The following is a 24,724-nucleotide window of genomic DNA, read 5'->3' as shown; positions in this document are numbered from 1 at the left end:
AAAACTGAGAAGAATGCGGGAAAACGTGAAACAATTTATCCTGCCTGAGAAAAGAAAACGGCCCAAAGAAAGGACCGTTCGTATCTCAAAAACCCAGTATCCCGTTCACTCAAAGCATCTTAAGTGAACGGTGTTAGCCCTCAGGCGGATTTTTTATTATCACCGAAGTGATTAGAAACGGTAACCAACACCGGCGATCCAGGTGCCAACGTCAACGTTACGAATGCGAGACTGCTCGTAGGAGAAGTCCAGTGCTACGTTTTCGATTGGGTTGAACTGCATACCAGCACCGTAAGAGAAACCGTAGTCGCTCATGTCGGATTTGCTGCCTGGGAGGTCGTTCGCCTGGAATTTACCATAGCCAACACCCACTACACCGTAGATGCTTGCCCAGTCGTTGATGCGGTAAGCAGGACCAGCAGTGATACCGTAGTACTGACTTTTGTTATACACGCCATCTTCACTACGGTTTTTCTCTGTGTAAGTGAAGGAACCGATAACACCCAGTGGGTTGTTATCCTGCTCGTAACGGTATTTCAGGTTGAAACCGCCCGCTTTGTTCGCTTCGCCCTGCATATCGCTCTGTGCGTAACCGCCAGTAACGGTAGAGGTTGCAGCGACTGCAGTACCTGCGGATGCGGCCAGAACCAGGGCCAGTGCTGAAAGACATGCAATTTTTTTCATAACCACCTCAAATGTGCTTCAAGTAAATCCGTAAGTTTTAAATATATCAAAAATTATTAACAAACTCTTTGCGATTAACGTTGTCTAAGGGGGTCTTCATGTAACTAAACGTTTCCATCGTTGACAGTCCCTTTTGAAAATCAGCAGTTTCCTCGCATATTTGGTCATTATTGCGCTCAGAGCGTGGCGCATTCATCCAGATTAATCCTAAACAGACAGAATTTTTCTCCGTCGACTGAACTTTATTGTACGGCCCTTTTTGTTGCTTTTTTTCAACAATACCTAAACCGCACAGGGGTAATTCATTTACACTGCCTCTTTTACTTCCTTTGACAAAAATTGACAGGAGAAAGGATGCCTGGGTCATCCCGTAAGATGCCGGTCTGGCTGCCGATCGTTGTAATCCTCATTGCCATGTGTTCGATTCAGAGCGGCGCGGCGCTGGCGAAATCTCTTTTTCCTTTGGTCGGTGCGCCGGGTGTTACCGCGCTGCGTCTGGCGCTGGGCACGCTGATTCTGGTCTGCGTCTTTAAACCCTGGCGTTTACGGTTTACTGCGGAACAGCGTGTCCCACTGCTGTTGTACGGCCTGTCGCTTGGCGCAATGAACTACCTTTTTTATCTTTCCATCCAGCGCATCCCGCTCGGTGTTGCTGTCGCCCTGGAATTCACCGGGCCACTGGCGGTTGCGCTGTTCGGCTCCCGTCGCCCTGTCGACTTTTTATGGGTCGCACTGGCTGTGCTCGGCCTCTGGTTCCTGCTGCCGCTTGGGCAAAACATTGCACACGTCGATTTAACGGGTGCAGCGTTGGCGTTGGGTGCTGGGACGTGCTGGGCGGTTTATATCCTCACCGGGCAACGTGCAGGTGAAGAACATGGCCCGGCGACGGTGGCAATGGGCTCGCTGATTGCGGCCGTGGTTTTCGTGCCGATTGGCGCTCTGCAAGCCGGTGACGTGCTGTGGCAGTGGTCTATTCTGCCTCTGGGATTAGGGATCGCCATTCTCTCGACCGCGCTGCCTTACTCTCTGGAAATGATTGCCCTCACCCGCCTGCCGACGCGCACCTTCGGCACATTAATGAGCCTCGAACCTGCGCTTGCCGCCGTGTCCGGAATGATTTTCCTTGGCGAAACGCTAACAGGCACACAGACACTGGCGCTTCTGGCGATCATCGCCGCTTCAATGGGCTCTACGCTCACCCTGCGTCGTGAAAGTAAAATTGAAGAAGTTGTTTTTAAAGAGTGATCTTATCCCGCAGGGTGATAAAAATCCTGCGGCAGTCTGCTTATATTTATTGTAATAATCATTTCTGATTGAAAATATCGCCCTGACAAACAGACCTTTCCTGGATAATTACCTCTCGCGTCGATAAAAATATCGTAACCAACTGTTTTATATTGATTTATAAGATTTCAATTTAGCCTCACTATTAAACCGATAGGCAGCACCATCCCGGCAGCCTGAAAATCCAGTGCTATACTTAATCCCGGAAATTCATTGGACAGTCACATCAAGAGGATATGAGATTATGAGTACCGCTAAACTGGTCAAAACCAAAACATCTACTCTTCACTATACCCGTAACGATGTATCGGACAGCGAAAAGAAAGCGACCATTGAGTTGCTCAATCGCCAGGTTATCCAGTTCATTGATCTGTCGTTGATCACCAAGCAAGCCCACTGGAATATGCGCGGTGCCAATTTTATTGCCGTCCACGAAATGCTGGATGGCTTCCGCACAGCCCTGACCGATCATCTGGATACCATGGCAGAACGTGCCGTGCAGTTGGGTGGCGTGGCGCTGGGTACCACTCAGGTCATCAACAGCAAAACACCGCTGAAAAGCTACCCACTCGACATTCACACCGTTCAGGAACACCTGAAAGAGCTGGCCGATCGTTATGCCATCGTGGCAAATGATGTACGTAAGGCGATTGGCGAAGCCAAAGATGAAGACACCGCAGATATCTTTACCGCCGCCTCGCGCGACCTGGATAAGTTCCTGTGGTTCATCGAATCGAACATCGAATAAGCTTCGTGTTGTCTGATTTATCTCACCCCTCTCCGGAGGGGTTTTGCACATTTATGGTGCAATACTCCCCGCTTAGCCCTCGCAAAAGTAAACTACTTGTAACTATCACTTCACAAAACCGTTAACGAAAGATTGTTTTATCAGCGTAATTTGCGCTAAATAACCCCTTCTCCTGCACATCACAAAGTGCGCACCGTTTTGGTGCCTCATTGTGGTGCAAAGACGGTGCTTTGCTACACTTTTTGTGCAACCGATGGCTTCCGCCTCGTTGCAAAACAATAAGTTGTAAAACTGGCACGATTCTTTCATAGGCGAATTGTTCACGCAGGGGATTACCCCGTGGTTATAAAAGGAAATGCTATGAAGTCTGTATTTAAAGTTTCACTGGCTGCACTGACCCTGGCTTTTGCGGTGTCTTCTCAGGCTGCGGAAAAACAACTGGTTGTTGCGACTGACACAGCGTTCGTTCCCTTCGAATTCAAACAAGGCGATAAATACGTTGGTTTCGACGTTGACCTGTGGGCCGCGATTGCGAAAGAGCTGAAGCTCAACTACACCCTGAAGCCAATGGATTTCAGCGGCATCATCCCTGCCCTGCAAACCAAAAACATCGACCTGGCGCTGGCAGGGATCACCATCACTGACGAACGTAAAAAAGCCATCGACTTCTCTGACGGCTACTACAAAAGTGGTCTGCTGGTGATGGTGAAAGCCAACAACAACGACATCAAGAGCGTGAAAGATCTCGATGGCAAAGTAGTGGCAGTAAAAGGCGGCACCGGGTCTGTTGACTACGCGAAAGCCAACATCAAAACCAAAGACCTGCGTCAGTTCCCGAACATCGATAACGCCTATATGGAACTGGGTACTAACCGCGCTGACGCCGTGCTGCACGACACGCCAAACATTCTGTACTTCATCAAAACCGCCGGTCACGGTCAGTTCAAGGCTGTAGGCGAGTCTCTGGAAGCGCAGCAGTACGGTATCGCGTTCCCGAAAGGCAGCGACGAGCTGCGTGAGAAAGTGAACGGCGCGCTGAAAAAACTGCACGAGAACGGCCAGTACAACGAAATTTACAAAAAATGGTTCGGTACTGAACCAAAATAATAATGTCAGTCTGACGAGTCATGCCCGGTTGCGCCTCGTGACCGGGCCTGTTTTTTAGAGGGTGTCTTTCACCCGAGTATTAACACGGTAACAGGATATCATCATGCAGTTTGACTGGAGCGCCATCTGGCCTGCCATTCCCATCTTGCTTGAAGGCGCCAAAATGACCCTGTGGATTTCGGTCCTTGGGTTAGTCGGCGGGTTAATCATCGGTTTAGTCGCCGGTTTTGCCCGTACTTATGGCGGCTGGATTGCCAATCACATCGCCCTTGTGTTTATCGAAGTTATCCGCGGCACGCCTATTGTGGTGCAGGTGATGTTTATCTACTTCGCCCTGCCGATGGCCTTTAACGATCTGCGTATCGATCCGTTCTCCGCCGCCGTCGTCACCATCATGATCAACTCCGGCGCCTACATTGCGGAAATCACCCGTGGTGCCGTGCTGTCGATTCACAAAGGGTTCAGCGAAGCAGGCCTGGCACTGGGGCTTTCCCGTCGCGAAACCATTCGCCACGTGATCCTGCCGCTGGCGCTGCGTCGTATGCTGCCCCCGCTGGGTAACCAGTGGATCATCAGTATCAAAGACACCTCGCTGTTTATCGTTATCGGCGTGGCCGAACTGACGCGTCAGGGCCAGGAAATCATTGCAGGCAACTTCCGCGCGCTGGAAATCTGGAGCGCCGTGGCCGTGATTTACCTCATCATCACCCTGGTTCTGAGCTTTGTTCTGCGCCGTCTTGAAAGAAGGATGAAAATCCTGTGATTGAATTTAAAAATGTTTCCAAGCACTTCGGGCAAACCCAGGTGCTGCACAATATCGATTTGAACATTACGAAAGGCGAAGTGGTGGTGATTATCGGGCCGTCCGGCTCCGGTAAATCGACCCTGCTGCGCTGCATCAACAAGCTGGAAGAAATCACCAGCGGCGACCTGATCGTTGATGGTCTGAAGGTGAACGACCCGAAAGTGGACGAGCGCCTGATTCGTCAGGAAGCGGGCATGGTGTTCCAGCAGTTTTATCTGTTCCCACACCTGACCGCGCTGGAAAACGTGATGTTTGGCCCACAGCGCGTGCGCGGTGCGTCGAAAGCTGAAGCAGAAAAGCTGGCGAAAGACTTGCTGGCGAAAGTGGGCCTCGCTGAGCGCGGTCACCACTACCCTTCTGAACTTTCTGGCGGCCAACAGCAGCGTGTGGCGATTGCCCGCGCGCTGGCGGTAAAACCGAAAATGATGCTGTTTGATGAGCCAACCTCAGCGCTTGATCCAGAGCTTCGCCATGAAGTGCTGAAAGTGATGCAGGATCTGGCTGAAGAAGGCATGACCATGGTCATCGTGACCCACGAAATCGGCTTTGCCGAAAAAGTGGCTTCCCGCCTGATCTTCATCGACAAAGGCCGCATTGCCGAAGACGGCAACCCGCAGCAGCTTATCGACAATCCGCCAAGCCAGCGCCTGCAGGAATTTCTCCAGCACGTGTCGTGATCTCTCCCCCTCTCCTTCACCGGAGAGGGCTTTCTTCAGATAATCCCGCAAAAATTAACCGCTCGTTTCCACCCGCTATACTTAGCATTTTGCTAATGATTTGAAAGGGAGAAGCCTGTGCTGCGTTTTTTGCTGCTGATTGCTGCGCTGTTTTGCGCGCCATTACAGGCGGTGACAATACCCGGTGTGACAACATCCCCAACCGCCAACCAGAGCGCCACCGCCGAACCCGATGCCGCGCAAAAGAAAGCCGCTTACGCAGCGCTTGCCGATGTGCTGGAAAACGAAGCCGCGCGCAAAGAATTAATCACCCAACTCAGAACCGCCGCCGCGACACCGCCACAAGATCCGACGCCAAAACTGAACCCACCGCCGGTTGCTGATGAGAAAACCGTGCTGGAGAGCGTCACTGACGTCAGCCGACACTATGGCACGGCGCTTTCGGAACGTTTCGCACAGCTTTGGCGCAACATCTCCACCGCGCCGCATAAATCCTTTAACTTGCAAACCTTCAGCAACGCCGCTACGCACTTCCTGCTGCTGGCTGTGCTGGTGTTCGCGTTCTACTCCCTGCTTCGCCTTTGCGCCCTGCCGCTGTACCGTAAAATGGGTAAATGGGGACGTAAAAAGAACCGCGACCGCAGCAACTGGGTGCATCTCCCGGCGATGATCGCTCTGGCGATGGTGATTGATTTGCTGCTGCTCGGACTGACGCTGTTCGTCGGGCAAATGCTGAGCGATAACCTCAATGCAGGCAATCCAACCATCGCCTTCCAGCAAAGCCTGTTCCTCAACGCCTTCGCCCTCATTGAGTTTTTCAAAGCCATCCTGCGCCTGATCTTTTGCCCACGCGTGCCGGAACTGCGCCCGTTCAACGTACAGGACGACACCGCACGCTACTGGAGTCTGCGGCTCAGCCTGCTGAGCGGGCTGATTGGCTACGGGCTGATTGTGGCGGTGCCGATTATTTCTAATCAGGTCAACGTGCAGACCGGGGCGCTCGCCAACGTGGCCATCATGCTGTGTATCACCGTCTGGGCGCTGTACCTGATTTATCGTAACAAGGAAGCGATTACTCAAAGCCTGATCCAACTGGCAGACCGCTCTCTGGCGTTCTTCAGTTTGTTTATTCGCGCCTTTGCGCTGGTGTGGCATTGGCTCGCCAGCGCCTACTTTATCGTGCTGTTCTTCTTCTCGTTGTTTGACCCGGGCAACAGCCTGAAATTTATGATGGGTGCGTCGGTGAAAAGCCTGGCGATCATCGGCATTGCAGCGTTTGTGTCGGGCATCCTGTCGCGCTGGATTGCCAAAACCATCACCCTGTCGCCCGAAACGCAGCGGAACTATCCGGAGCTGCAAAAACGCCTGAATGGCTGGGTGTCAGCCTCGTTAAAGGCTGCACGCATCCTGACTGTGTGCGTCGCGGTGATGCTTCTTCTGAGTGCCTGGGGGCTGTTTGATTTCCGGGAGTGGCTGCACAACGACACGGGGCAGAAGACCGTCGACGTGTTGATTCGCATAGCCCTGATCCTGTTTTTCTCTGCCATTGGCTGGACGATTCTGGCGAGCCTAATCGAGAACCGGCTGGCCTCGGATATTCACGGACGCCCACTTCCCAGTGCGCGTGCCAGAACGCTGCTGACGCTGTTTCGCAACGCACTGGCGGTAGTAATAAGCACCATCACGGTGATGATTCTGCTCTCTGAAATTGGCGTGAATATCGCCCCACTGCTGGCCGGTGCGGGCGCGTTAGGGCTGGCGATTTCCTTCGGTGCGCAAACGCTGGTGAAAGACATCATCACCGGGATTTTCATTCAGTTTGAAAATGGGATGAACACGGGTGACCTGGTGACCATCGGGCCGCTGACCGGCACCGTCGAGCGTATGTCGATTCGCTCGGTTGGCGTGCGCCAGGATACCGGGGCCTATCACATCATTCCGTGGTCATCGATAACGACCTTTGCCAACTTTGTGCGCGGCATTGGTTCCGTGGTGGCGAATTACGACGTGGATCGGGCGGAAGACCTGGACAAAGCCAACGATGCGCTAAAAGCCGCCGTGGCAGAGCTGATGGAGCAGGAAGAGATTCGCGGGCTGGTGATTGGCGAGCCGTCGTTTGCCGGGCTGGTTGGGCTGACCAATACCGCCTTTACCTTACGCGTCTCCTTCACCACCCTGCCGCTGAAGCAGTGGACAGTGCGTTTTGCCCTGGATACTCAGGTGAAGAAACATTTCGATGCGGCGGGCGTTCGCGCCCCGGTGCAGACTTATCAGATGCTGCCTGCACCGGTTGCCACACAACCGGCTCTGCCACCCGCGCCGGGCGAACCCACGCTGTAGCGCATATTCCCGGGCGGCACTGTGTTTGCCCGGCCTACAACAACCGCATCAATTTTGTAGGCAGGGTTTGTAGGCCGGGTTTGTAGGCCGGGTTAGCGAAGCGCCACCCGGCAATCCGTTAGCGCAACCCGGTGTTTATCGGGCGCGAGCGGCAAAACGACGACGCTTATCGTCGTCGAGGAAAGTCCAGGCAATGAAGCGGCTTTGCTTCTGCCCTTGCGCCATCTCTTTTTTCACCACTTTCACCGCGCCCGCTTCGGTCAGCGCCGGGTAGAGGAATGGCAGATTGTCGCCACGCGAAACCAGCGAGGTAAACCACATCACCTGACGCCCAAACTGACGACTTTCCTCAATCATCTTGCGGATAAACGCCACTTCGCCCCCTTCGCACCACAGCTCCTGCTGCTGCCCGCCGAAGTTCAGGGCTTCATCTTTCCCTTGCCCCAGATTGCGGCGCTTACGCTCGCTGCCTTCACGTGCGCTGGCGGCAGAATCATGGAATGGCGGGTTACACACCATCGCGTCGAAGTATTCATTTTTATGGATCATGCCAGCCAGAATGGCCTGCGCGTCTTTCTGGCGACGCAAACGAATTTGACGGCTCATCCCAGGATTGGCATCGATGATCGCCTGTGCGCTGGCAAGCGCTTCGGCATTCACTTCAGTGCCAGTAAAGCGCCAGCCGTATTCGTGGCAGCCGATCAGCGGATAAATCAGGTTTGCACCCGTCCCGATATCCAGCACGCTGGCATTGGTGGGTACACTTCCTGTCGTTTCAGCCAGCAAATCGGCTAAATGATGCAGATAATCGGCACGACCCGGCACTGGCGGGCACAGGAAACCTTCCGGAATATCCCACGCCTTGACCTGGTAAAAATGGGCCAACAGCGCTTTGTTGAGGGTTTTCACGGCATCAGGATCGGCAAAATTAATGCTCTGCTCACCCGCAGGCGTCGTGACGATAAACGCCGACAGCGCAGGCGTTTCCTGGCACAGTGTGGGTAAATCGTAGCGATCGTGGTGGCGGTTACGCGGGTGTAATCCCGGCTTTTGGGCTTTCATGGCTTCCTCCTGTGGACGGCTGCGTAAGATACCCGTTGACGCGGGTGGCGTAAATAAGTGAGTCTGGATAATCCGTTAACTTCCCTGGTGCGCTATGTATTTTTATCAACCGTCGAACGGACATGGACTGCCTCACGACCCGCTCAACGCCATTATCGGCCCACGCCCGATTGGCTGGATTTCCTCACAGGATGCTGAGGGCCGCCGCAACCTTGCGCCGTACAGCTTCTTTAACTGCTTTAACTATCGCCCACCGATCATTGGTTTTTCCAGCAACGGCTGGAAAGACAGCGTCCGCAACATTATTGAGACCAAAGAATTCGTCTGGAACCTCACCACCGTTGATTTGGCAAAAGCAATGAATGAAACCTCAGCCAGCCTGGCGCACGGTGAAGACGAATTTACTCGCGGCGGGCTTACGGCCGCAGAAAGCCGAATCATTCGTGCGCCGCGAGTCGCAGAAAGCCCGGTGAACTTCGAGTGTCGGCTTTCGCAATGCATCCAGCTGACGGGCGCAGACGGCACCGCCGTGGACACCTGGCTGGTATTGGGCGAAGTGGTGGCCGTGCATATCGATGAATCGCTGCTGGAAAACGGTATTTATCAGACGGCAAAAGCCAGACCTGTGTTGCGCGCAGGCGGCCCGACCGCTTATTACAGCATTGATGAAAGCCAGCGTTTTGACCTGATCCGCCCGGACGCCCGATAAACCCTCATTCTATCAGCCACTTGTATGTGGCTGATTTGTCAGTTGATTGTCAATTAATGTCGTTCAAAAAATAAACAGATGATCATCAATTTTTTGCGGCATGTCACACTTCACCACCACCTACACTTTAACTAACCCCGTGGTAACAGAGAGGATGTGCACATGAAGAGAACGTTGATTCTGATCGCTGCTGGTGCGTTGTCGCTGCTCTCGTTTTCGGCGACCGCCGAACCTCAACAGCTAAGACAAGGTGACACCGGGCAACTGCGCCCGTCCGGCACAGTGTCGGTCTCCGGTGCCGATGATTTCCAGGATTTGCAAACGAAGCTGGGTGAAAAAGCGCAGCAGGAAGGCGCGAAAGGGTTTGTGGTCAATTCAGCCAGCGGTGACAACAAAATGTTCGGTACCGCCACCATCTACAAATAATCTGTCTAAGTTTTTCAGCCCAAAATGCGCCTCTTTTCACGGGCGCATTTCTTTTTAACGCTATAAATCCGCCCTGACAAAACCCTGGAATAAACACTTTAAAAACTGACAATACTCAGTGTATAGTTTCAGGAAATCACGGATTAAGCAGCCTCATTGACAAAACTACAGCTTAAAACACAGTGTAAGCGGTTGTCTTTACACGCACGGTTTTTGGTGAAAGAAGTCGCAAAATGTGCCCTGAAAATTTCTCTCCGGCTGTTTCACTCCAGAATGGACAATAATTTATTAATAATCAGTAAATTATTTATCGTTCAATTTTTTCGATTGAGTCTGTCAAGGTTGTTCGATTTTATCTTTCGCAAAAAAGCGTGATACTCATCACATCGACGGAACAACGTCCCTTTTAAAGAATAACCTGCGAGAGATTAATCATGAAAACCATCAAAACTGCTGCTATTGCTATCGCTCTTTCTGCTCTTTCTTTTGGCGCTTTCGCGGCCCAGCCGGTTTCTCCGACTGAAGCGCAGAGCCTGAACAAAATCGGTACCGTGTCTGTAGACGGTGCAAGCACCCTGGACGGTCTGGAAGCCAAACTGGCTGAGAAGGCTGCGGCAGCAGGTGCCACGGGTTACAGCATTACTTCTGCTAACACCAACAACAAAATTAGCGGTACCGCTGTTATCTACAAATAACAGCCTGAACTGAATTACCCCTCATTGACCATTGCCGCAGTACCCTGTTTAACCCTTAATTTTGCCCGTCCTGCCACTGGACGGGCTTTTTTTTGTCTGCCGATCACCAGCAGGCATTGACCCGCTGCATCCCCTCTTCAAGGCTGGACACTTCACCGGTTGCCAGCAGGCAGGCAGCCATCTGAATTTTCAGCACTTCAGGCACAGGCTCCACACCCGCGACACAGCGCTCAATCCATTTCGCCGTCACTTCCGGATCTTTTGATTCGGGCAACTGCACTTCACGCTGAGCATCTTCACGTTCGACCACCACGCGCGTTCCGGCACTGTCGATCAGGCTGATCTGCGGGCAGCGCTGCGGATTGGCGTACACTTCGCCTTCGGTGCCGTGCATTAACAAAGCACGACCGCCGATATCAGCAAAAAACTTGCCCACTCGCGGCACATATTCCGGGTGAGAAACGCTGGAGAGGCGTAGTGCTGCGTCTTCGGCAAACGGCGTGGCCAGTTTTGCCAGCGTATGCGCACTGTTACGCACGCCCATCCGCCAGCGCATCCCCAGTTGATTTTCGAGCGGTGGGCAAAATGCGCCGATCGGCATATACACCGGCTGATGGCTGTCGAGTCTGGCCTGCGCCTGGCCTGCGTGTAGCGTCGGTTCAATGCCCAGCAGGGTGAAAATCGTCTCGGTCAATACACGAGTCGGATCGTGACTCACGCCGTGCACCAGCACCGGAAAACCCAGCTTATGCAGCAACATCGCCAGCAGCGGCGTCAGGTTGGCCTGTTTGCGCGCGCCGTTATAGCTGGGGATCACTATCGGCATCGGCTTGCCGACGGGCGGCGTCAGCGTAATCGTATGTTGCTGCATCGCCTGATAGAAGCCGAGCATCTCCGCCTCGCCTTCTCCTTTGATACGCAGGGCAATCAGAATGCCGCCCAGCTCCAGCTCCGGCACTTCGCCTTTCAGCATTTGCGCATAAAGGCCGCGTGCGGTTTCGGTGTCCAGGTCGCGGGCGTGATTTTTACCGCGCCCTACTTCTTTGATAATTTTACGATAATCCACTGCGGACTCCTGCCAATTCAGCGTCGTTTACGACGAGTCGGTTGAGGTTTACTTTTTATTATACCTTCAGGCACTTCGGGGCGCTCAATCGGGAAGACGGGCAACGCGTTGAGCAAACGCGGGCCATAATTTTTGGTCAGCAGGCGCTTATCATAAATGACTATCTCACCCCAGCAGCCGTGGCTACGAATCAGTCGCCCGACCTGCTGAATCAAATTGAACGACGCCGCGGGCAGGCTTTGTACTTCGAACGGATAGCGGTTGAGACTCTTCAACCATTCACCTTCGGTGATCACCACCGGGCTGTCTATTGGCGGAAACGCAATCTTGTGGATATGCACCTGGCTGAGCAGTTCGCCTTTCAGATCCAGACCTTCCGCAAAGGATTGCAGCCCGACCAGCACGCTTCGCTCACCGCCTTCTACCCGCTTGCGATGCAACTCCACTAAGCGATAACGCGGCTGATCGCCCTGCACCAGCAGGAGTAAGCGCAAATCCGGCACGCACTCTAAGAAGCGCTGCATTGCACGCCCGCTGGCGAACAGCACTAACATTCCGAGGTGCTTTTTGCTTTCAACTTGCTCGCGGAAGAAGGCGGCCATCTCTGCAATGTGCTGCTCTTCGTGTTCCATCAACGGTTCAAAGTGCATCTGCGGAATGATGATTTTGCCCTGTTCGACGTGGTTAAACGGCGAATCCAGCGCCACAAAGCGATCCCCGGCTTTCTCCTTCAGACCGCTCATTTCCTGCAAACGAGAAAAACTGTTCAGCGAACGCAGCGTCGCGGACGTCACTACGATGTGAGGCACGCTGCGCCACAGCAGCTTTTCCAGCTGATCGCTCACGCGGATACCCACGCAGTGGAACCAGACGTGCGGCTGCCCGTCACGCGTATCCCGCGTGGCCCATTTGCTGACTGGCGCCCCCGAAGCCTGAGCGAGTGAAGCCAGACGCCAGAGTTTGCTCTGCGATTCAAACATGCCGAGCGCGCGGTTCATCTGTAGCAACACGCGGTGCAAACGCACAATATCGTGAGAACCGGTGCGCTCACTCAAATCGTTGAGGAACAATTCCGACAGGCCACGCAGCATTTCGGTCAGTTTCGCCAGCCGCTGGCAGAGCGCCATCACCTCGTCCGGCAGCTCACCCATGGCAAAGCGGTGTTCCGCTTCCGGCCCGGAAGGCATATATAAATTAAGGATATTGTTGAGCGAAACGATGTGTTCGCAGAGCTCGTCACAGTGCTCTTTCAGTCGTTCCGGTGCCGCTAAAGGCGGAGTGGTTTTCGGGCGGAACTGCTCCATGCAGGTCGCCACCAGCTTGCTGAACAAATCGAGCTGTAAACGGAACCATGGGGCAGTAATTTCCGCACTCATCTCCAGCGCATCTCGGGCAACGTCCGGCAGGTGATGGCCCTCATCCAGCACCAACAGCAGGTTTTTCGGCTCCGGCAATACCGCTTCGCTCTCCATCGCCGCCATCACCAGCGCATGGTTAGCGACCACCACTTCCGCTTCCTGAATTTCACGGCGAGCCACAAAGAACGGGCATTCGCGATAGTAGAAACAGTTTCGGTTGAGGCAGCTGGCTTTGTCCGTGCTTAAACGGCTCCACAGCGCATCGTCAATGGCCTGATCGGTGTGATCGCGCAGGCCATCCCACTTATAGCTGTCGAGATCGGCTTTCAGCTTTGCGCAGCGTTTTTGTTCTTCTTTACTGTTGGGCGTGAGGTCGTCATCCAGAAACGCCAGCAAATCCTGCTGGGTAGGTTCGGTGCTGGAAAGCCCGGCGAGATTTCGCGGACAAACATAGCGTCCACGACCAAAGGCGGCGGTGAAACGCAGGTCGGGAATGATTTTTTTCAGCAACGGCAGGTCTTTGCTGAAGATCTGATCCTGAAGGGCCACGTTGGCGGTGCTGATGACCAGCGTTTTTTCGTCTTCACGGGCAATGGCAATGCCAGGAATCAGGTAAGACAGCGTTTTACCGACGCCCGTTGGCGCTTCGATAGCCAGGTGCCTGCCCTCTTCACCGGTGAGCGTTTTCGCCACATCGGCAATCATTTGCCGTTGCGGTGCCCGGGGAATGAAATCGGGGATCTGTTCCTGAAGCGCCTTATACCAGGACGCGATTTGCGCCTTCAGCGCGGCGGTAAGTGCCATTGAAGAAGTCCGAATACTGTATAAACAGCCACTATTCTGACACCTTATCAGCGTGGGGGCAAAAAAAATGGCCGCCGAAGCGACCATTGTTCAGTTTCACACTTACTGCGCTGCAGCAGGCTTACGCGGGCGACGACGACGCGGCGCGGCACCTTCTCTGCGCGGCTGATCGCCTTCAGCACGACGAGCCTGACCGTTGCCAGCAGGTTTATCGCTGCGGCGTGCCTGACCACCGTCGTTACGACGTGGCTGACCACGACCACCGCCGCCACGGCTTTGACGACCGTTCTGAATCGGCTCTGCCTGGATAGACGGATCGACGTCATAGCCCGGCAGCGCGATGCGTGGGATCTCTTTTTTCAGCAGGCGCTCGATGTCGCGCAGCAGTTTGTGCTCATCGACACAAACCAGTGACAGCGCTTCACCCGTCGCTGCGGCACGCCCTGTACGACCGATACGGTGGACGTAATCTTCAGGTACGTTCGGCAGCTCGTAGTTCACCACGTGCGGCAGCTCTTCGATATCCAGGCCACGGGCCGCAATATCCGTGGCGACCAGCACGCGCAGATCGCCGGATTTAAACTCTGCCAGAGCACGAGTACGTGCGCCCTGGCTTTTGTTGCCGTGGATGGCAGCGCTGCGAATGCCGTCTTTATTCAGCTGTTCAGCCAGATGGTTTGCGCCATGCTTGGTACGGGTAAACACCAGCACCTGTTTCCAGTCGCCTTCGCCAATCATCTGCGACAGCAGCTCCCGCTTGCGTTTCTTATCCACGAAATGCACGTGCTGAGTCACCTGCTCAGAAGCGGTGTTACGACGAGCGACTTCCACTTCCAGCGGGTTATGCAGCAGCTTGGATGCCAGCGCTTTGATCTCATCTGAGAAAGTGGCGGAGAACAGCAGGTTCTGACGCCTGGCTGGCAATTTCGCCAGTACGCGACGGATATCATGGATGAAGCCCATATCCAGCATGCGGTCGGCTTCGTCCAGCACCAGAATTTCGACTTTATCGAGGCTCACTGCGTTCTGATGCTCGAGGTCCAGCAGACGACCCGGCGTTGCCACCAGCACGTCAACGCCGCCGCGCAGTTTCATCATCTGCGGGTTAATACTCACTCCGCCGAAAACAACCATCGAACGAATATTGAGGTATTTGCTGTACTCGCGAACGTTCTCGCCGACCTGAGCGGCCAGTTCACGAGTTGGGGTAAGGATCAGCGCACGAACCGGACGACGGCCTTTCGCGTGCGGCTCGTTCTGCACCAGCTGCTGTAACAGCGGCAGGGTAAAGCCCGCGGTTTTGCCGGTACCGGTCTGGGCGCTCGCCATCAGGTCGCGGCCTTGCAAAACGCAAGGAATAGCCTGCTGCTGAATAGGGGTAGGCTGGCTGTAGCCCTGCTCCGCAATCGCGCGCAGGATCTCAGCATTCAGGCCAAGGGTTTCAAAAGACATAACAACTCCGAACCGCCCCGACCATGACAGGTATCGTTTTCAGGGTGATAGTGATAGTGCGGTAAGACAAAAACGATAATGTCAGCAAGGGGCGGAGTGTAGCAGTTTTTGTGACACACCGCATAAAATATCCCTCTTCTCTTCATCTGCGAAATAAATTGCCATCGAGTGTGGACAAGGTGAAAAAACAGTCATAATCTTAATCAATCGATTGATTAATTTTGTGAGGCGCGATGAATACCACGCCCATCACCAGCAAAGGCGAACAAGCCAAAAACCAGCTCATCCGTGCAGCCATCGCCCAGTTTGGCGAATATGGCCTTCACGCCACCACCCGCGATATTGCCGCACTGGCCGGGCAAAACATCGCCGCCATTCCCTACTATTTCGGCTCGAAAGAAGATCTCTATCTGGCCTGCGCCCAGTGGATTGCCGATTTCATTGGCAGCAATTTTCGCCCGCTTGCCGAACACGGTGAGCAACTGTTAAGCCAGCCGAACCCGGACAAAGCGGCGATTCGCGAGCTTATCCTTAGCGCCAGCAAAAATATGATCCTGCTGCTGACTCAGGATGAAACAGTCAATCTCAGTAAGTTTATCTCCCGTGAGCAACTTTCGCCCTCACCCGCCTATCAATTAATTCACGACCAGGTGATTGCCCCACTGCACGGGCATTTGACGCGGCTGATTGCTGCCTGGACAGGGCTTGATCCCAACGACACCCAAACCATTCTGCACACCCACGCGCTGCTTGGCCAAATCCTCGCCTTCCGTTTAGGTCAGGAAACCATTTTGCTGCGCACCGGCTGGGCGAAGTTTGATGAGGAAAAAGCCGGGATCATTTTCCAGGTGATCGCCACCCATATTGATCTCTTACTGCAAGGACTCTCGCAAAGGAGCTGAAGTCATGAAAAAACCCATTATCCTCGGTCTGACGGTGGCACTCATCGTCGCGGCCATTGCCGCAGGGGCTTTCTGGTATCAGAGCAAAAAAGACAACGGCCTGACCCTCTATGGCAACGTGGATATTCGCACCGTCAATATGAGCTTCCGCGTCGGAGGACGCTTGCAGGCCCTGCAGGTGGATGAAGGGGATGCCATTAAAGCCGGGCAAACACTGGGCGAGCTGGATCATGCCCCTTATGAAAATGCGCTGATGCAGGCCAAAGCCAACGTGGCCGCAGCCCAGGCGAAATACGATTTACTGGTGGCCGGTTATCGCGATGAGGAAATCGCGCAGGCCGCTGCGGCTGTGCGCCAGGCAAAAGCCGCCTCTGATTACGCGCAGAACTTTTATCAGCGCCAGCAGGGCTTGTGGAAAAGCCGCACGATTTCTGCCAACGACCTGGAAAATGCCCGCTCATCCCGCGATCAGGCATTGGCGACGCTGAAATCTGCCCAGGACAAACTGAACCAGTATCACGCCGGTAACCGTCCTCAGGAAATTGCTCAGGCCAAAGCCAGCCTCGAACAGGCGCAGGCACAGCTGGCTCAATCACAGCTCGATTTGCAGGACACCACCCTGCTCGCCCCGTCTGACGGCACCATCCTGACTCGCGCCGTAGAGCCCGGCAGCATGCTCAACGCCGGAAGCACCGTGTTGACCCTTTCCCTCACGCGCCCGGTTTGGGTGCGAGCTTATGTCGATGAAAGCAGCCTGAATCATGCTCAGCCAGGGCGCGAACTGCTTCTCTACACGGACGGCCGCCCGAACAAGCCTTATCACGGCAAAATTGGCTTTGTATCCCCAACGGCAGAATTCACCCCAAAAACGGTCGAAACCCCGGACCTGCGTACCGACCTCGTGTATCGCTTACGCATTATCGTGACCGATGCCGATGATGCCCTGCGTCAGGGCATGCCGGTGACGGTAAAATTCCAGCAGGGAGACGCTCATGAGTGAAGCGGTGATTAAGCTTAACGGGCTTATCAAACGCTTCACCGGCATGGATAAGCCTGCGGTCGCAAAGCTGGATTGCACAATACAATCAGGCTATGTCACCGGGCTCGTCGGCCCTGATGGCGCGGGCAAAACCACGCTGATGCGGATGCTGGCGGGGTTGCTGAAACCCGATGAGGGCAGCGTGTGCGTGATCGGCTACGACCCGATTAACGACAGCAGCGCCCTGCACGCCGCGCTCGGCTACATGCCGCAAAAATTCGGCCTGTATGAAGATTTGACTGTCATGGAAAACCTGACGCTGTATGCCGATTTGCGCAGCGTCACCGGCGACGTTCGCGAGAAAACCTTCGCCCGCCTGCTGGAATTCACGTCGCTTGGCCCGTTTACCGAACGTCTGGCGGGCAAGCTTTCCGGTGGGATGAAGCAGAAATTAGGCCTGGCCTGTACTCTGGTGGGCGAGCCGAAAGTTCTGCTGCTTGATGAGCCAGGCGTGGGTGTAGACCCGATTTCACGCCGCGAACTATGGCAAATGGTGCATGAGCTGGCTGGTGACGGGATGCTGATCCTCTGGAGCACCTCTTATCTGGATGAGGCCGAACAGTGCCGCGACGTGCTGTTGATGAACGAAGGCGAGCTGCTGTATCAGGGTGAACCGAAAGCGCTGACGGACACCATGCGTGGGCGCAGTTTTCTGCTGAACAGCCCGCAAGAGAACAACCGCAAGCTGCTGCAACGCACGCTGAAATTACCGCAGGTCAGCGACGGCATGATTCAGGGCCGCTCCGTACGGCTGATCCTCAAAAAAGAGGCTACCGCCGACGATATTCGCCAGGCAGAAGGCATGCCAGAGATTGAGATTGCTGAAACCGACCCGCGTTTTGAAGATGCCTTTATCGACCTGCTGGGCGGCGCTGGCACATCAGAATCCCCGCTCGCCGCGATCCTTCACACCGTGGAAGGCAAGCCCGGCGAAACAGTGATTGAGGCTAAAGAACTCACCAAGAAATTCGGCGATTTTGCCGCCACCGATCATGTCAATTTTGCCGTTAAACGCGGCGAGATTTTCGGCCTGCTCGGCCCCAACGGGGCGGGTAAATCCACCACCTTTAAAATGATGTGCGGCCTGCTGGTGCCCACTTCCGGCAAAGCGCTGGTGCTGGATATGGATTTGAAAGTCAGCTCAGGCAAGGCTCGTCAGCATCTTGGCTATATGGCGCAGAAGTTTTCGCTGTACGGCAACCTGACCGTCGAACAGAACATGCGCTTCTTCTCTGGCGTGTACGGCCTGCGGGGCAAAGCGCAGACGGAAAAAATCGACAAGATGAGCGACGCCTTCGGCCTGAAAAGTATCAGTAACCACGCCACGGACGATTTGCCGCTCGGGTTTAAACAGCGCCTGGCGCTGGCCTGCTCGCTGATGCACGAGCCGGATATTCTGTTTCTCGATGAGCCGACCTCCGGTGTCGACCCCATCACCCGCCGCGAGTTCTGGCTGCATATCAACAGCATGGTGGAAAAAGGCGTCACCGTGATGGTGACAACACACTTTATGGATGAAGCGGAATACTGCGACCGCATTGGCCTGGTGTATCGCGGCAAGCTGATTGCCAGCGGCACGCCGGATGATTTGAAAGCCAAAGCGGCAGATGAGGAAACGACTGACCCGACCATGGAACAGGCGTTTATTACGCTTATTCATGACTGGGATAAGGAGCATGCCGATGTCCAGTAGCGTTCTCTCCTGGCGGCGGGTTCGCGCCCTGTGCGTGAAAGAAACCCGGCAGATTATTCGCGATCCCAGCAGCTGGCTGATTGCCGTGGTGATCCCGCTGATGCTGCTCTTTATCTTCGGCTACGGCATCAACCTCGATTCCAGCAAGCTGCGAGTAGGTATTTTACTGGAACAGCGAAGCGAGGAAGCGCTCGACTTCGCCCACACGATGACCGGCTCGCCCTACATTGACGCCACCATCAGCGATAACCGCCAGCAGCTTATCCAGAAAATGCAGGCGGGCAAAATTCGCGGACTGGTGGTTATCCCGGTGAACTTCGCAGCCCTTATGGCGCGCGACGGTGACGAAGCGCCGATTCAGGTGATCACCGACGGCAGCGAACCCAATACCGCCAACTTTGTGCAGGGCTACGTGCAAGGGATCTGGCAAATCTGGCAGATGCAGCGGGCGGAAGACAGGGGTGATAAATTTGAGCCGCTTATCGACGTCCAGACGCGCTACTGGTTTAACCCGGCGGCCATCAGCCAGCACTTTATTATTCCAGGGGCGGTGACCATCATCATGACGGTGATTGGCGCGATCCTTACTTCGCTGGTGGTGGCCCGCGAGTGGGAGCGCGGCACCATGGAGGCGCTGCTCTCCACCGAAGTCACCCGCGCTGAACTGCTGCTGTGCAAGCTCATCCCCTACTATTTCCTCGGGATGCTGGCGATGCTGCTTTGTATGCTGGTGTCGGTGTTTATTCTCGGCGTGCCCTATCGCGGCTCGCTGCTGATTTTATTTTTCATTACCAGCCTGTTTCTGCTCAGCACGCTCGGCATGGGGCTGCTGATTTCCACCATTACCCGCAATCAGTTTAACGCCGCTCAGGTGGCGCTCAACGCTGCGTTTTTACCGTCGATTATGCTGTCCGGGTTTATTTTCCAGATAGACAGTATGCCAGCAGCTATTCGCGTGGTGACGTACATCATTCCGGCGCGTTACTTCGTCAGCACCCTGCAAAGCCTGTTTCTGGCGGGCAACATCCCGGTGGTGCTGGTGATTAACGTGCTGTTTTTGATTGCCTCGGCGGTGATGTTTATCGGCCTGACGCGGCTGAAAACCAAACGTCGGCTGGATTAAGGAGAAGCCATGTTTCATCGCTTATGGACACTGATTCGTAAAGAACTGCAATCGCTGCTGCGCGAACCGCAGACGCGGGCGATCCTGATCATGCCGGTGCTGATTCAGGTATTCCTGTTCCCGTTCGCCGCCACGCTGGAAGTCACCAACGCCACGATTGCCATCTACAACGAAGACAATGGCAAACATGCGGTAGAACTGACTCAGCGCTTTGCCCGGGCTAAAGCCTTTACCCATATTCTGCTGCTGAAAAGTCCGCAGGAGATCCAGCCAACCATCGACACCCAAAAAGCCCTGCTGCTGGTGCGCTTCCCGGCCGATTTCTCTCGCAATATCGACAGCCTGCAAACCGCACCGATGCAGCTCATTCTGGATGGACGCAACTCCAACAGCGCCCAGATAGCGGCGAACTACCTGCAACAGATTGTGGAGGATTACCAACAGGAACTGCTCGACGGCAAGCCGAAGCCAAACAACAGCAAGCTGGTGGTGCGTAACTGGTACAACCCGAATCTGGATTACAAATGGTTCGTGGTGCCGTCATTGATTGCGATGATCACCACTATCGGGGTGATGATTGTCACCTCGCTTTCCGTCGCACGTGAACGTGAGCAGGGCACGCTGGATCAGCTTCTGGTTTCACCGCTCGCCACCTGGCAGATTTTCGTCGGCAAAGCGGTGCCGGCGCTGATCGTCGCCACCTTCCAGGCCAGTATCGTGCTGGCGATTGGGATCTTCGCCTATCAGATACCGTTCTCGGGCTCGCTGGCGCTGTTTTACTTCACCATGATTGTGTATGGCCTGTCGCTGGTGGGGTTTGGCTTGTTGATTTCGTCGCTGTGCTCAACGCAGCAGCAGGCGTTTATCGGCGTGTTTGTGTTTATGATGCCGGCAATCCTGCTTTCGGGATATGTTTCCCCGGTTGAGAACATGCCAGTGTGGTTACAGAACGCGACGTGGATTAACCCGATTCGTCACTTTACGGATATTACCAAGCAGATTTATTTGAAGGATGCCAGCTTTGATATCGTCTGGCAGAGCTTGTGGCCGCTAGTGGTGATAGCGACCACAACAGGCTCAGTGGCGTACGCGATGTTTCGCCGTAACGTTGCGTAACTTTTTGTCTTTCGCCAGCAGCGACACAATCGCCGGGCCTGCCAGAATGACCACGCCGGCCAGCGCCAGCAGCAGGTTGTTTTGCAGCACGCGTGAAAGCAACCACAGGACGATCACCGCCGCACCGAAATACCAGGTGGTGGTCAGCTCCTCCAGAAAATCGCCCACGTCACGCCAGCGCTCTTCGTGGTGGCGCTGGAGCATTAACATCAACAGCACCGTGACGCCATAAAGCACGCAGAGCCCCAGCCCTACCCGTACCAGCGCCCCGCTCATCCATCCCAGTACCAGAACTGCAACAACCAGCAGATGCAAAACAATCTGCCAGCAGCTCAGGCCAGTTGCGACACGAATTCGTTGTTGCCACTTCATGTCTTCTCTCCCGAAGCATTTTCAACTGTTATTCAGAGTACCGGACTTTACGGAAAATTCCGTAACACCGCACCTTTTTGTGACGGCTACTACACTATTTTATTCAGGACAGTGATGTTAGCAGGAGAATGATGACCCCGATTTCAGCCCCTTTTTCCCTAAAAATTTTGACGATCAACACCCATAAGGGCTTCGCCGCGTTTAACCGACGCTTTATGTTGCCGGAGCTGCGCGATGCCGTGCGCACCGTGGGTGCTGACATTGTTTGCCTTCAGGAAGTCCTTGGCGCCCATGAGGTTCACCCGCTGCACGTTGAGAACTGGCCGGACACCAGCCATTATGAATTTCTCGCCGATACCATGTGGAGTGACTATGCCTACGGGCGTAACGCCGTTTATCCCGAAGGCCATCACGGAAATGCGGTGCTGTCGCGCTTCCCGATTGAGCACTACGAAAACCGGGACATCTCAGTGGGCGAGAGCGAAAAGCGCGGCCTGCTCTATTGCCGGATTGTGCCGCCGCAGTTATCAACGCCCCTTCACGTTATCTGCGTACACCTCGGGTTACGCGAGGCACATCGCCAGGCACAGCTTACGATGCTGAGCGAGTGGGTAAACGGCTTGCCGGAAAATGAGCCGGTGATCGTGGCAGGCGACTTTAACGACTGGCGTCTGCGGGCTAACGCGCCGTTAAAAACCCAGGCGGGGCTGGAAGAGATTTTCACCCGCGCGCTGGGCCGCCCGGTGCGAACCTTCCCGGTACGTTTTCCCTTATTACGGCTGGACAGAATCTATGTCAAAAACGCTCACGCCAGCCATCCGACGGCGTTGACCCTGAGCCAGTGGCGACATCTTTCCGACCATGCGCCCTTGAGCGCGGAGATCCATTTATGAAATGCAGCTGGCGAGAAGGCAATCAAATCCAGCTTCTGGAGAACGGCGACCAGTATTATCCCGCGGTGTTCAGCGCCATTGAGCACGCTGAAAGCAAAATCATTCTGGAAACGTTTATCTGGTTTGAAGATAACATTGGCTGGCAATTACACGACGTATTACTGAAAGCCGCGCAGCGCGGCGTGCATATTGAAGTGCTGCTGGACGGCTACGGTTCGCCCGATCTGAGCGATCGTTTTGTCGGCGAGTTAACCGCCGCGGGCGTGGTGTTCCGCTATTACGATCCGCGCCCTCGCCTGTTTGGCCTGCGCACCAATCTCTTTCGTCGAATGCATCGCAAAATTGTGGTGGTCGATGGCGCAGTGGCTTTTGTCGGCGGCATTAACTATTCCGCAGAACATATGTCCGACTACGGCCCGGAAGCAAAACAGGATTATGCCGTACGCGTGGAAGGCCCGGTGGTACAGGACATTTTGCAGTTTGAACTGGAAAACTTGCCCGGTAATGCCAACGCGCGCCGCTTCTGGCGACGCCGTCATCGACCAGAGGAAAACCGCACGCCGGGCGAGGCGCAAACCCTGTTTGTCTGGCGGGATAACGAAGAGCATCGCGATGACATCGAACGGCATTATCTGAAGATGCTCGCTAACGCCCGCCGGGAAGTGATTATCGCCAATGCCTATTTCTTCCCGGGCTATCGTCTGCTGCACGCGATGCGTAATGCCGCGCGACGGGGTGTAACGGTCAAACTGGTGGTTCAGGGCGAACCAGACATGCCGATCGTGAAAGTCGGCGCGCGGCTGCTTTACAACTATCTGGTGAAAGGCGGCGTGCAGATCTTCGAATATCAGCGCCGCCCGCTGCACGGCAAAGTGGCGCTGATGGACGATCACTGGGCGACAGTCGGCTCCAGCAATCTGGACCCGCTCAGCCTGTCACTCAATCTGGAGGCGAATCTGATCGTTCACGACAGAGCGTTTAATCAGACGTTACGCGACAACCTCAACCAGCTTATCGGGCAGGACAGCCAGCAGGTTGACGCCTCGATGATCCCGAAACGCACCTGGTGGAACCTGAGTAAAAGCGTGCTGGCGTTCCACTTCTTACGCCATTTCCCGGCGATGGTCGGCTGGTTGCCAGCCCACACGCCAAAGCTGGCGCAGGTGGCGCCACCAGTGCAAACCACCCTTGAAACACAGGATCGTATTGAGCCAGAGAATCCGGGGGTAAAACCCTGATGAGTCATTCACACCCGCGCTGGCGGCTGGCAAAGAAGATCCTGACGTGGCTGTTTTTCATCGCCGTGGCTGTGCTGCTGGTGGTGTATGCACGCAAAGTCGACTGGCAGGAAGTGTGGAATGTTATTCGTGACTATAACCGCACCGCCCTGCTGAGTGCCGTGGCGCTGGTCATTTTCAGCTACCTGATTTATGGCTGTTACGATTTGCTGGGACGCGCTTATTGCGGTCATAAGCTGGCGAAACGTCAGGTGATGCTGGTGTCGTTCATCTGCTATGCCTTTAACCTGACGCTGAGCACCTGGGTCGGCGGGATCGGCATGCGCTACCGCCTGTATTCACGGCTGGGTTTACCCGGAGCCACCATCACCCGCATCTTCTCTTTAAGTATTACGACCAACTGGCTGGGGTACATTCTGCTCGGCGGGGTCATCTTCAGTATTGGCGTCGTTGATTTGCCCGCACACTGGTATATCAGCGACACCACGCTGCGCATCATCGGTGCGGCGTTGTTGCTGATGATTGCGGTTTATCTCTGGGCTTGCGCCTTTGCCAGACGACGTCACCTGACGGTCAGAGGCCAAAAGCTGGTGTTGCCTTCGTGGCGCTTCGCCCTCGTCCAAATGGGGATTTCCAGCGCTAACTGGATGGCCATGGGGGCGATCATCTGGCTGCTGTTGGGGCAAGAGGTGAACTATTTCTTCGTGCTGGGCGTGCTGCTGGTGAGCAGTATCGCGGGCGTTATTGTGCATATTCCGGCGGGCATTGGCGTACTCGAAGCGGTGTTCATTGCCCTGCTTGCAGGAGGACATGCCTCGCAAGGCACGATCATCGCCGCGCTGCTGGCCTATCGGGTGCTCTATTTCTTTATTCCGCTGGCGTTAGCGACAGTGTGTTATCTGGGGCTGGAAAGCCGCGCGAAGAAGCTGAGAGCGAAGAATGAGAAGGTGATGGCGAAGTGAGACATCCCCCTCACCCCGGCCCTCTCCCCATGTACGGTCCGGAGACATCATGAACACTTGTTCGGGGACATGGTAGACACTTACAACTAAGGCATAAGAACCCGTTTATGGAGTCGCTTATGCCCTGGGATGCGAGAGATACCATGTCATTACGTACCGAGTTTGTTCT

The 24,724-nt window shown here is 54.8% G+C and carries 24 protein-coding genes; 17 read left to right on the top strand and 7 right to left on the bottom strand.

From position 1 onward, the window contains the following. Positions 1-171: 171 nt before the first annotated feature. Together ompX and ACRCWW_RS15485 are read right to left on the bottom strand one after the other, a co-directional pair. Positions 172-684 (bottom strand): outer membrane protein OmpX, encoded by a 513-nt coding sequence (gene ompX, locus ACRCWW_RS15490; RefSeq protein WP_438683197.1) that lies wholly within the window; start codon positions 682-684, stop codon positions 172-174. 46 nt (positions 685-730) lie between these two features. Beyond that, positions 731-1,051: a hypothetical protein gene (locus tag ACRCWW_RS15485; protein WP_438683196.1), complete on the bottom strand. Its 321-nt coding sequence runs from the start codon at positions 1,049-1,051 to the stop codon at positions 731-733. On the opposite strand from ACRCWW_RS15485, the gene rhtA reads away from it, so the two are divergent. The 6 genes from rhtA to ybiO all read left to right on the top strand — a co-directional run bounded on the left by rhtA (position 1,039) and on the right by ybiO (position 7,645). Continuing rightward, positions 1,039-1,929 (top strand): threonine/homoserine exporter RhtA, encoded by an 891-nt coding sequence (gene rhtA, locus ACRCWW_RS15480; protein ID WP_438683195.1) that lies wholly within the window; start codon positions 1,039-1,041, stop codon positions 1,927-1,929. The genes ACRCWW_RS15485 and rhtA overlap by 13 nt on opposite strands. Positions 1,930-2,212: 283 nt before the next feature. Next, on the top strand, positions 2,213-2,716 hold the full coding sequence (gene dps, locus ACRCWW_RS15475) for a DNA starvation/stationary phase protection protein Dps (RefSeq protein WP_438683194.1): 504 nt from the start codon (positions 2,213-2,215) through the stop codon (positions 2,714-2,716). 360 nt (positions 2,717-3,076) lie between these two features. After that, positions 3,077-3,823 (top strand): glutamine ABC transporter substrate-binding protein GlnH, encoded by a 747-nt coding sequence (glnH, locus tag ACRCWW_RS15470; RefSeq protein WP_438683193.1) that lies wholly within the window; start codon positions 3,077-3,079, stop codon positions 3,821-3,823. A 103-nt stretch (positions 3,824-3,926) separates the two neighbouring features. Next, positions 3,927-4,586: a glutamine ABC transporter permease GlnP gene (glnP, locus tag ACRCWW_RS15465; protein WP_234674216.1), complete on the top strand. Its 660-nt coding sequence runs from the start codon at positions 3,927-3,929 to the stop codon at positions 4,584-4,586. Beyond that, complete coding sequence (glnQ, locus tag ACRCWW_RS15460) at positions 4,583-5,305, top strand: glutamine ABC transporter ATP-binding protein GlnQ (protein WP_438683192.1); 723 nt, start codon at positions 4,583-4,585, stop codon at positions 5,303-5,305. The genes glnP and glnQ overlap by 4 nt, the downstream gene beginning before the upstream one ends. A gap of 117 nt (positions 5,306-5,422) precedes the next feature. After that, positions 5,423-7,645 (top strand): mechanosensitive channel protein, encoded by a 2,223-nt coding sequence (gene ybiO / locus ACRCWW_RS15455; protein ID WP_438683191.1) that lies wholly within the window; start codon positions 5,423-5,425, stop codon positions 7,643-7,645. Positions 7,646-7,780: 135 nt separating this feature from the next. On the opposite strand, the gene rlmF is transcribed toward ybiO, so the two are convergent. Further along, complete coding sequence (gene rlmF, locus ACRCWW_RS15450; protein WP_438683190.1) at positions 7,781-8,707, bottom strand: 23S rRNA (adenine(1618)-N(6))-methyltransferase RlmF; 927 nt, start codon at positions 8,705-8,707, stop codon at positions 7,781-7,783. Positions 8,708-8,801: 94 nt separating this feature from the next. Between rlmF and ACRCWW_RS15445 the strand changes: the two genes are divergently transcribed. The 3 genes from ACRCWW_RS15445 to ybiJ all read left to right on the top strand — a co-directional run bounded on the left by ACRCWW_RS15445 (position 8,802) and on the right by ybiJ (position 10,537). Next, positions 8,802-9,416: a flavin reductase family protein gene (locus ACRCWW_RS15445; RefSeq protein ID WP_438683189.1), complete on the top strand. Its 615-nt coding sequence runs from the start codon at positions 8,802-8,804 to the stop codon at positions 9,414-9,416. A gap of 162 nt (positions 9,417-9,578) precedes the next feature. After that, positions 9,579-9,842, top strand: a complete 264-nt coding sequence (locus tag ACRCWW_RS15440) for a YdgH/BhsA/McbA-like domain containing protein (RefSeq protein WP_438683188.1) — start codon at positions 9,579-9,581, stop codon at positions 9,840-9,842. Between the two features lie 434 nt (positions 9,843-10,276). After that, complete coding sequence (ybiJ, locus tag ACRCWW_RS15435) at positions 10,277-10,537, top strand: DUF1471 family protein YbiJ (RefSeq protein WP_438683187.1); 261 nt, start codon at positions 10,277-10,279, stop codon at positions 10,535-10,537. A 103-nt stretch (positions 10,538-10,640) separates the two neighbouring features. Here ybiJ and ybiB read toward each other — a convergent pair whose 3' ends face one another. The 3 genes from ybiB to rhlE all read right to left on the bottom strand — a co-directional run bounded on the left by ybiB (position 10,641) and on the right by rhlE (position 15,217). Continuing rightward, positions 10,641-11,603, bottom strand: coding sequence for a DNA-binding protein YbiB (gene ybiB, locus ACRCWW_RS15430; RefSeq protein ID WP_438683186.1), 963 nt, complete (start codon positions 11,601-11,603; stop codon positions 10,641-10,643). Positions 11,604-11,620: 17 nt separating this feature from the next. Beyond that, positions 11,621-13,765: an ATP-dependent DNA helicase DinG gene (gene dinG / locus ACRCWW_RS15425; protein ID WP_438683185.1), complete on the bottom strand. Its 2,145-nt coding sequence runs from the start codon at positions 13,763-13,765 to the stop codon at positions 11,621-11,623. A 102-nt stretch (positions 13,766-13,867) separates the two neighbouring features. Beyond that, positions 13,868-15,217: an ATP-dependent RNA helicase RhlE gene (rhlE, locus tag ACRCWW_RS15420; protein ID WP_438683184.1), complete on the bottom strand. Its 1,350-nt coding sequence runs from the start codon at positions 15,215-15,217 to the stop codon at positions 13,868-13,870. Positions 15,218-15,450: 233 nt separating this feature from the next. Here rhlE and cecR point away from each other — a divergent pair, with 233 nt between their 5' ends. The 5 genes from cecR to ACRCWW_RS15395 are packed head-to-tail and all read left to right on the top strand — an operon-like array spanning position 15,451 to position 21,090. Next, positions 15,451-16,119: a transcriptional regulator CecR gene (cecR, locus tag ACRCWW_RS15415; protein ID WP_438683183.1), complete on the top strand. Its 669-nt coding sequence runs from the start codon at positions 15,451-15,453 to the stop codon at positions 16,117-16,119. 4 nt (positions 16,120-16,123) lie between these two features. Continuing rightward, positions 16,124-17,119 carry a secretion protein HlyD gene (gene hlyD, locus ACRCWW_RS15410; protein WP_438683182.1) on the top strand — a complete coding sequence of 332 codons (996 nt, stop codon included), beginning with the start codon at positions 16,124-16,126 and terminating at the stop codon, positions 17,117-17,119. Then, positions 17,112-18,851 carry an ATP-binding cassette domain-containing protein gene (locus ACRCWW_RS15405; protein ID WP_438683181.1) on the top strand — a complete coding sequence of 580 codons (1,740 nt, stop codon included), beginning with the start codon at positions 17,112-17,114 and terminating at the stop codon, positions 18,849-18,851. The genes hlyD and ACRCWW_RS15405 overlap by 8 nt, the downstream gene beginning before the upstream one ends. After that, positions 18,841-19,974 (top strand): ABC transporter permease, encoded by a 1,134-nt coding sequence (locus ACRCWW_RS15400; RefSeq protein WP_438683180.1) that lies wholly within the window; start codon positions 18,841-18,843, stop codon positions 19,972-19,974. Before ACRCWW_RS15405 ends, ACRCWW_RS15400 begins: the two co-directional genes overlap by 11 nt. A gap of 9 nt (positions 19,975-19,983) precedes the next feature. Continuing rightward, the gene (locus tag ACRCWW_RS15395; protein ID WP_438683179.1) at positions 19,984-21,090 is read left to right on the top strand and encodes an ABC transporter permease; all 1,107 of its coding nucleotides are present in this window, start codon (positions 19,984-19,986) and stop codon (positions 21,088-21,090) included. Here the strand turns inward: ACRCWW_RS15395 and ACRCWW_RS15390 are convergent. Beyond that, the gene (locus tag ACRCWW_RS15390; RefSeq protein ID WP_438683178.1) at positions 21,052-21,462 is read right to left on the bottom strand and encodes a YbhQ family protein; all 411 of its coding nucleotides are present in this window, start codon (positions 21,460-21,462) and stop codon (positions 21,052-21,054) included. The two genes, ACRCWW_RS15395 and ACRCWW_RS15390, sit on opposite strands and share 39 nt — an antisense overlap. 131 nt (positions 21,463-21,593) lie before the next feature. Between ACRCWW_RS15390 and ACRCWW_RS15385 the strand changes: the two genes are divergently transcribed. From ACRCWW_RS15385 to ACRCWW_RS15375, 3 genes are read left to right on the top strand one after another with little or no spacing between them, the layout of a single operon-like run. After that, a complete protein-coding gene (locus ACRCWW_RS15385) occupies positions 21,594-22,355 on the top strand; it encodes an endonuclease/exonuclease/phosphatase family protein (protein WP_438683177.1) in 762 nt (253 codons plus the stop codon). Continuing rightward, positions 22,352-23,593: a cardiolipin synthase ClsB gene (gene clsB, locus ACRCWW_RS15380; protein ID WP_438683176.1), complete on the top strand. Its 1,242-nt coding sequence runs from the start codon at positions 22,352-22,354 to the stop codon at positions 23,591-23,593. The genes ACRCWW_RS15385 and clsB overlap by 4 nt, the downstream gene beginning before the upstream one ends. Further along, on the top strand, positions 23,593-24,555 hold the full coding sequence (locus ACRCWW_RS15375) for a lysylphosphatidylglycerol synthase domain-containing protein (protein WP_438683175.1): 963 nt from the start codon (positions 23,593-23,595) through the stop codon (positions 24,553-24,555). The genes clsB and ACRCWW_RS15375 overlap by 1 nt, the downstream gene beginning before the upstream one ends. Positions 24,556-24,724: the final 169 nt, after the last annotated feature.

Origin of the sequence: Scandinavium sp. (genome assembly GCF_051650185.1) — a bacterium.
Classification (GTDB): Bacteria; Pseudomonadota; Gammaproteobacteria; order Enterobacterales; family Enterobacteriaceae; genus Scandinavium.
Note: the sequence above shows the minus strand (reverse complement) of the source record. Positions and strands in the feature narration are given on the sequence as shown.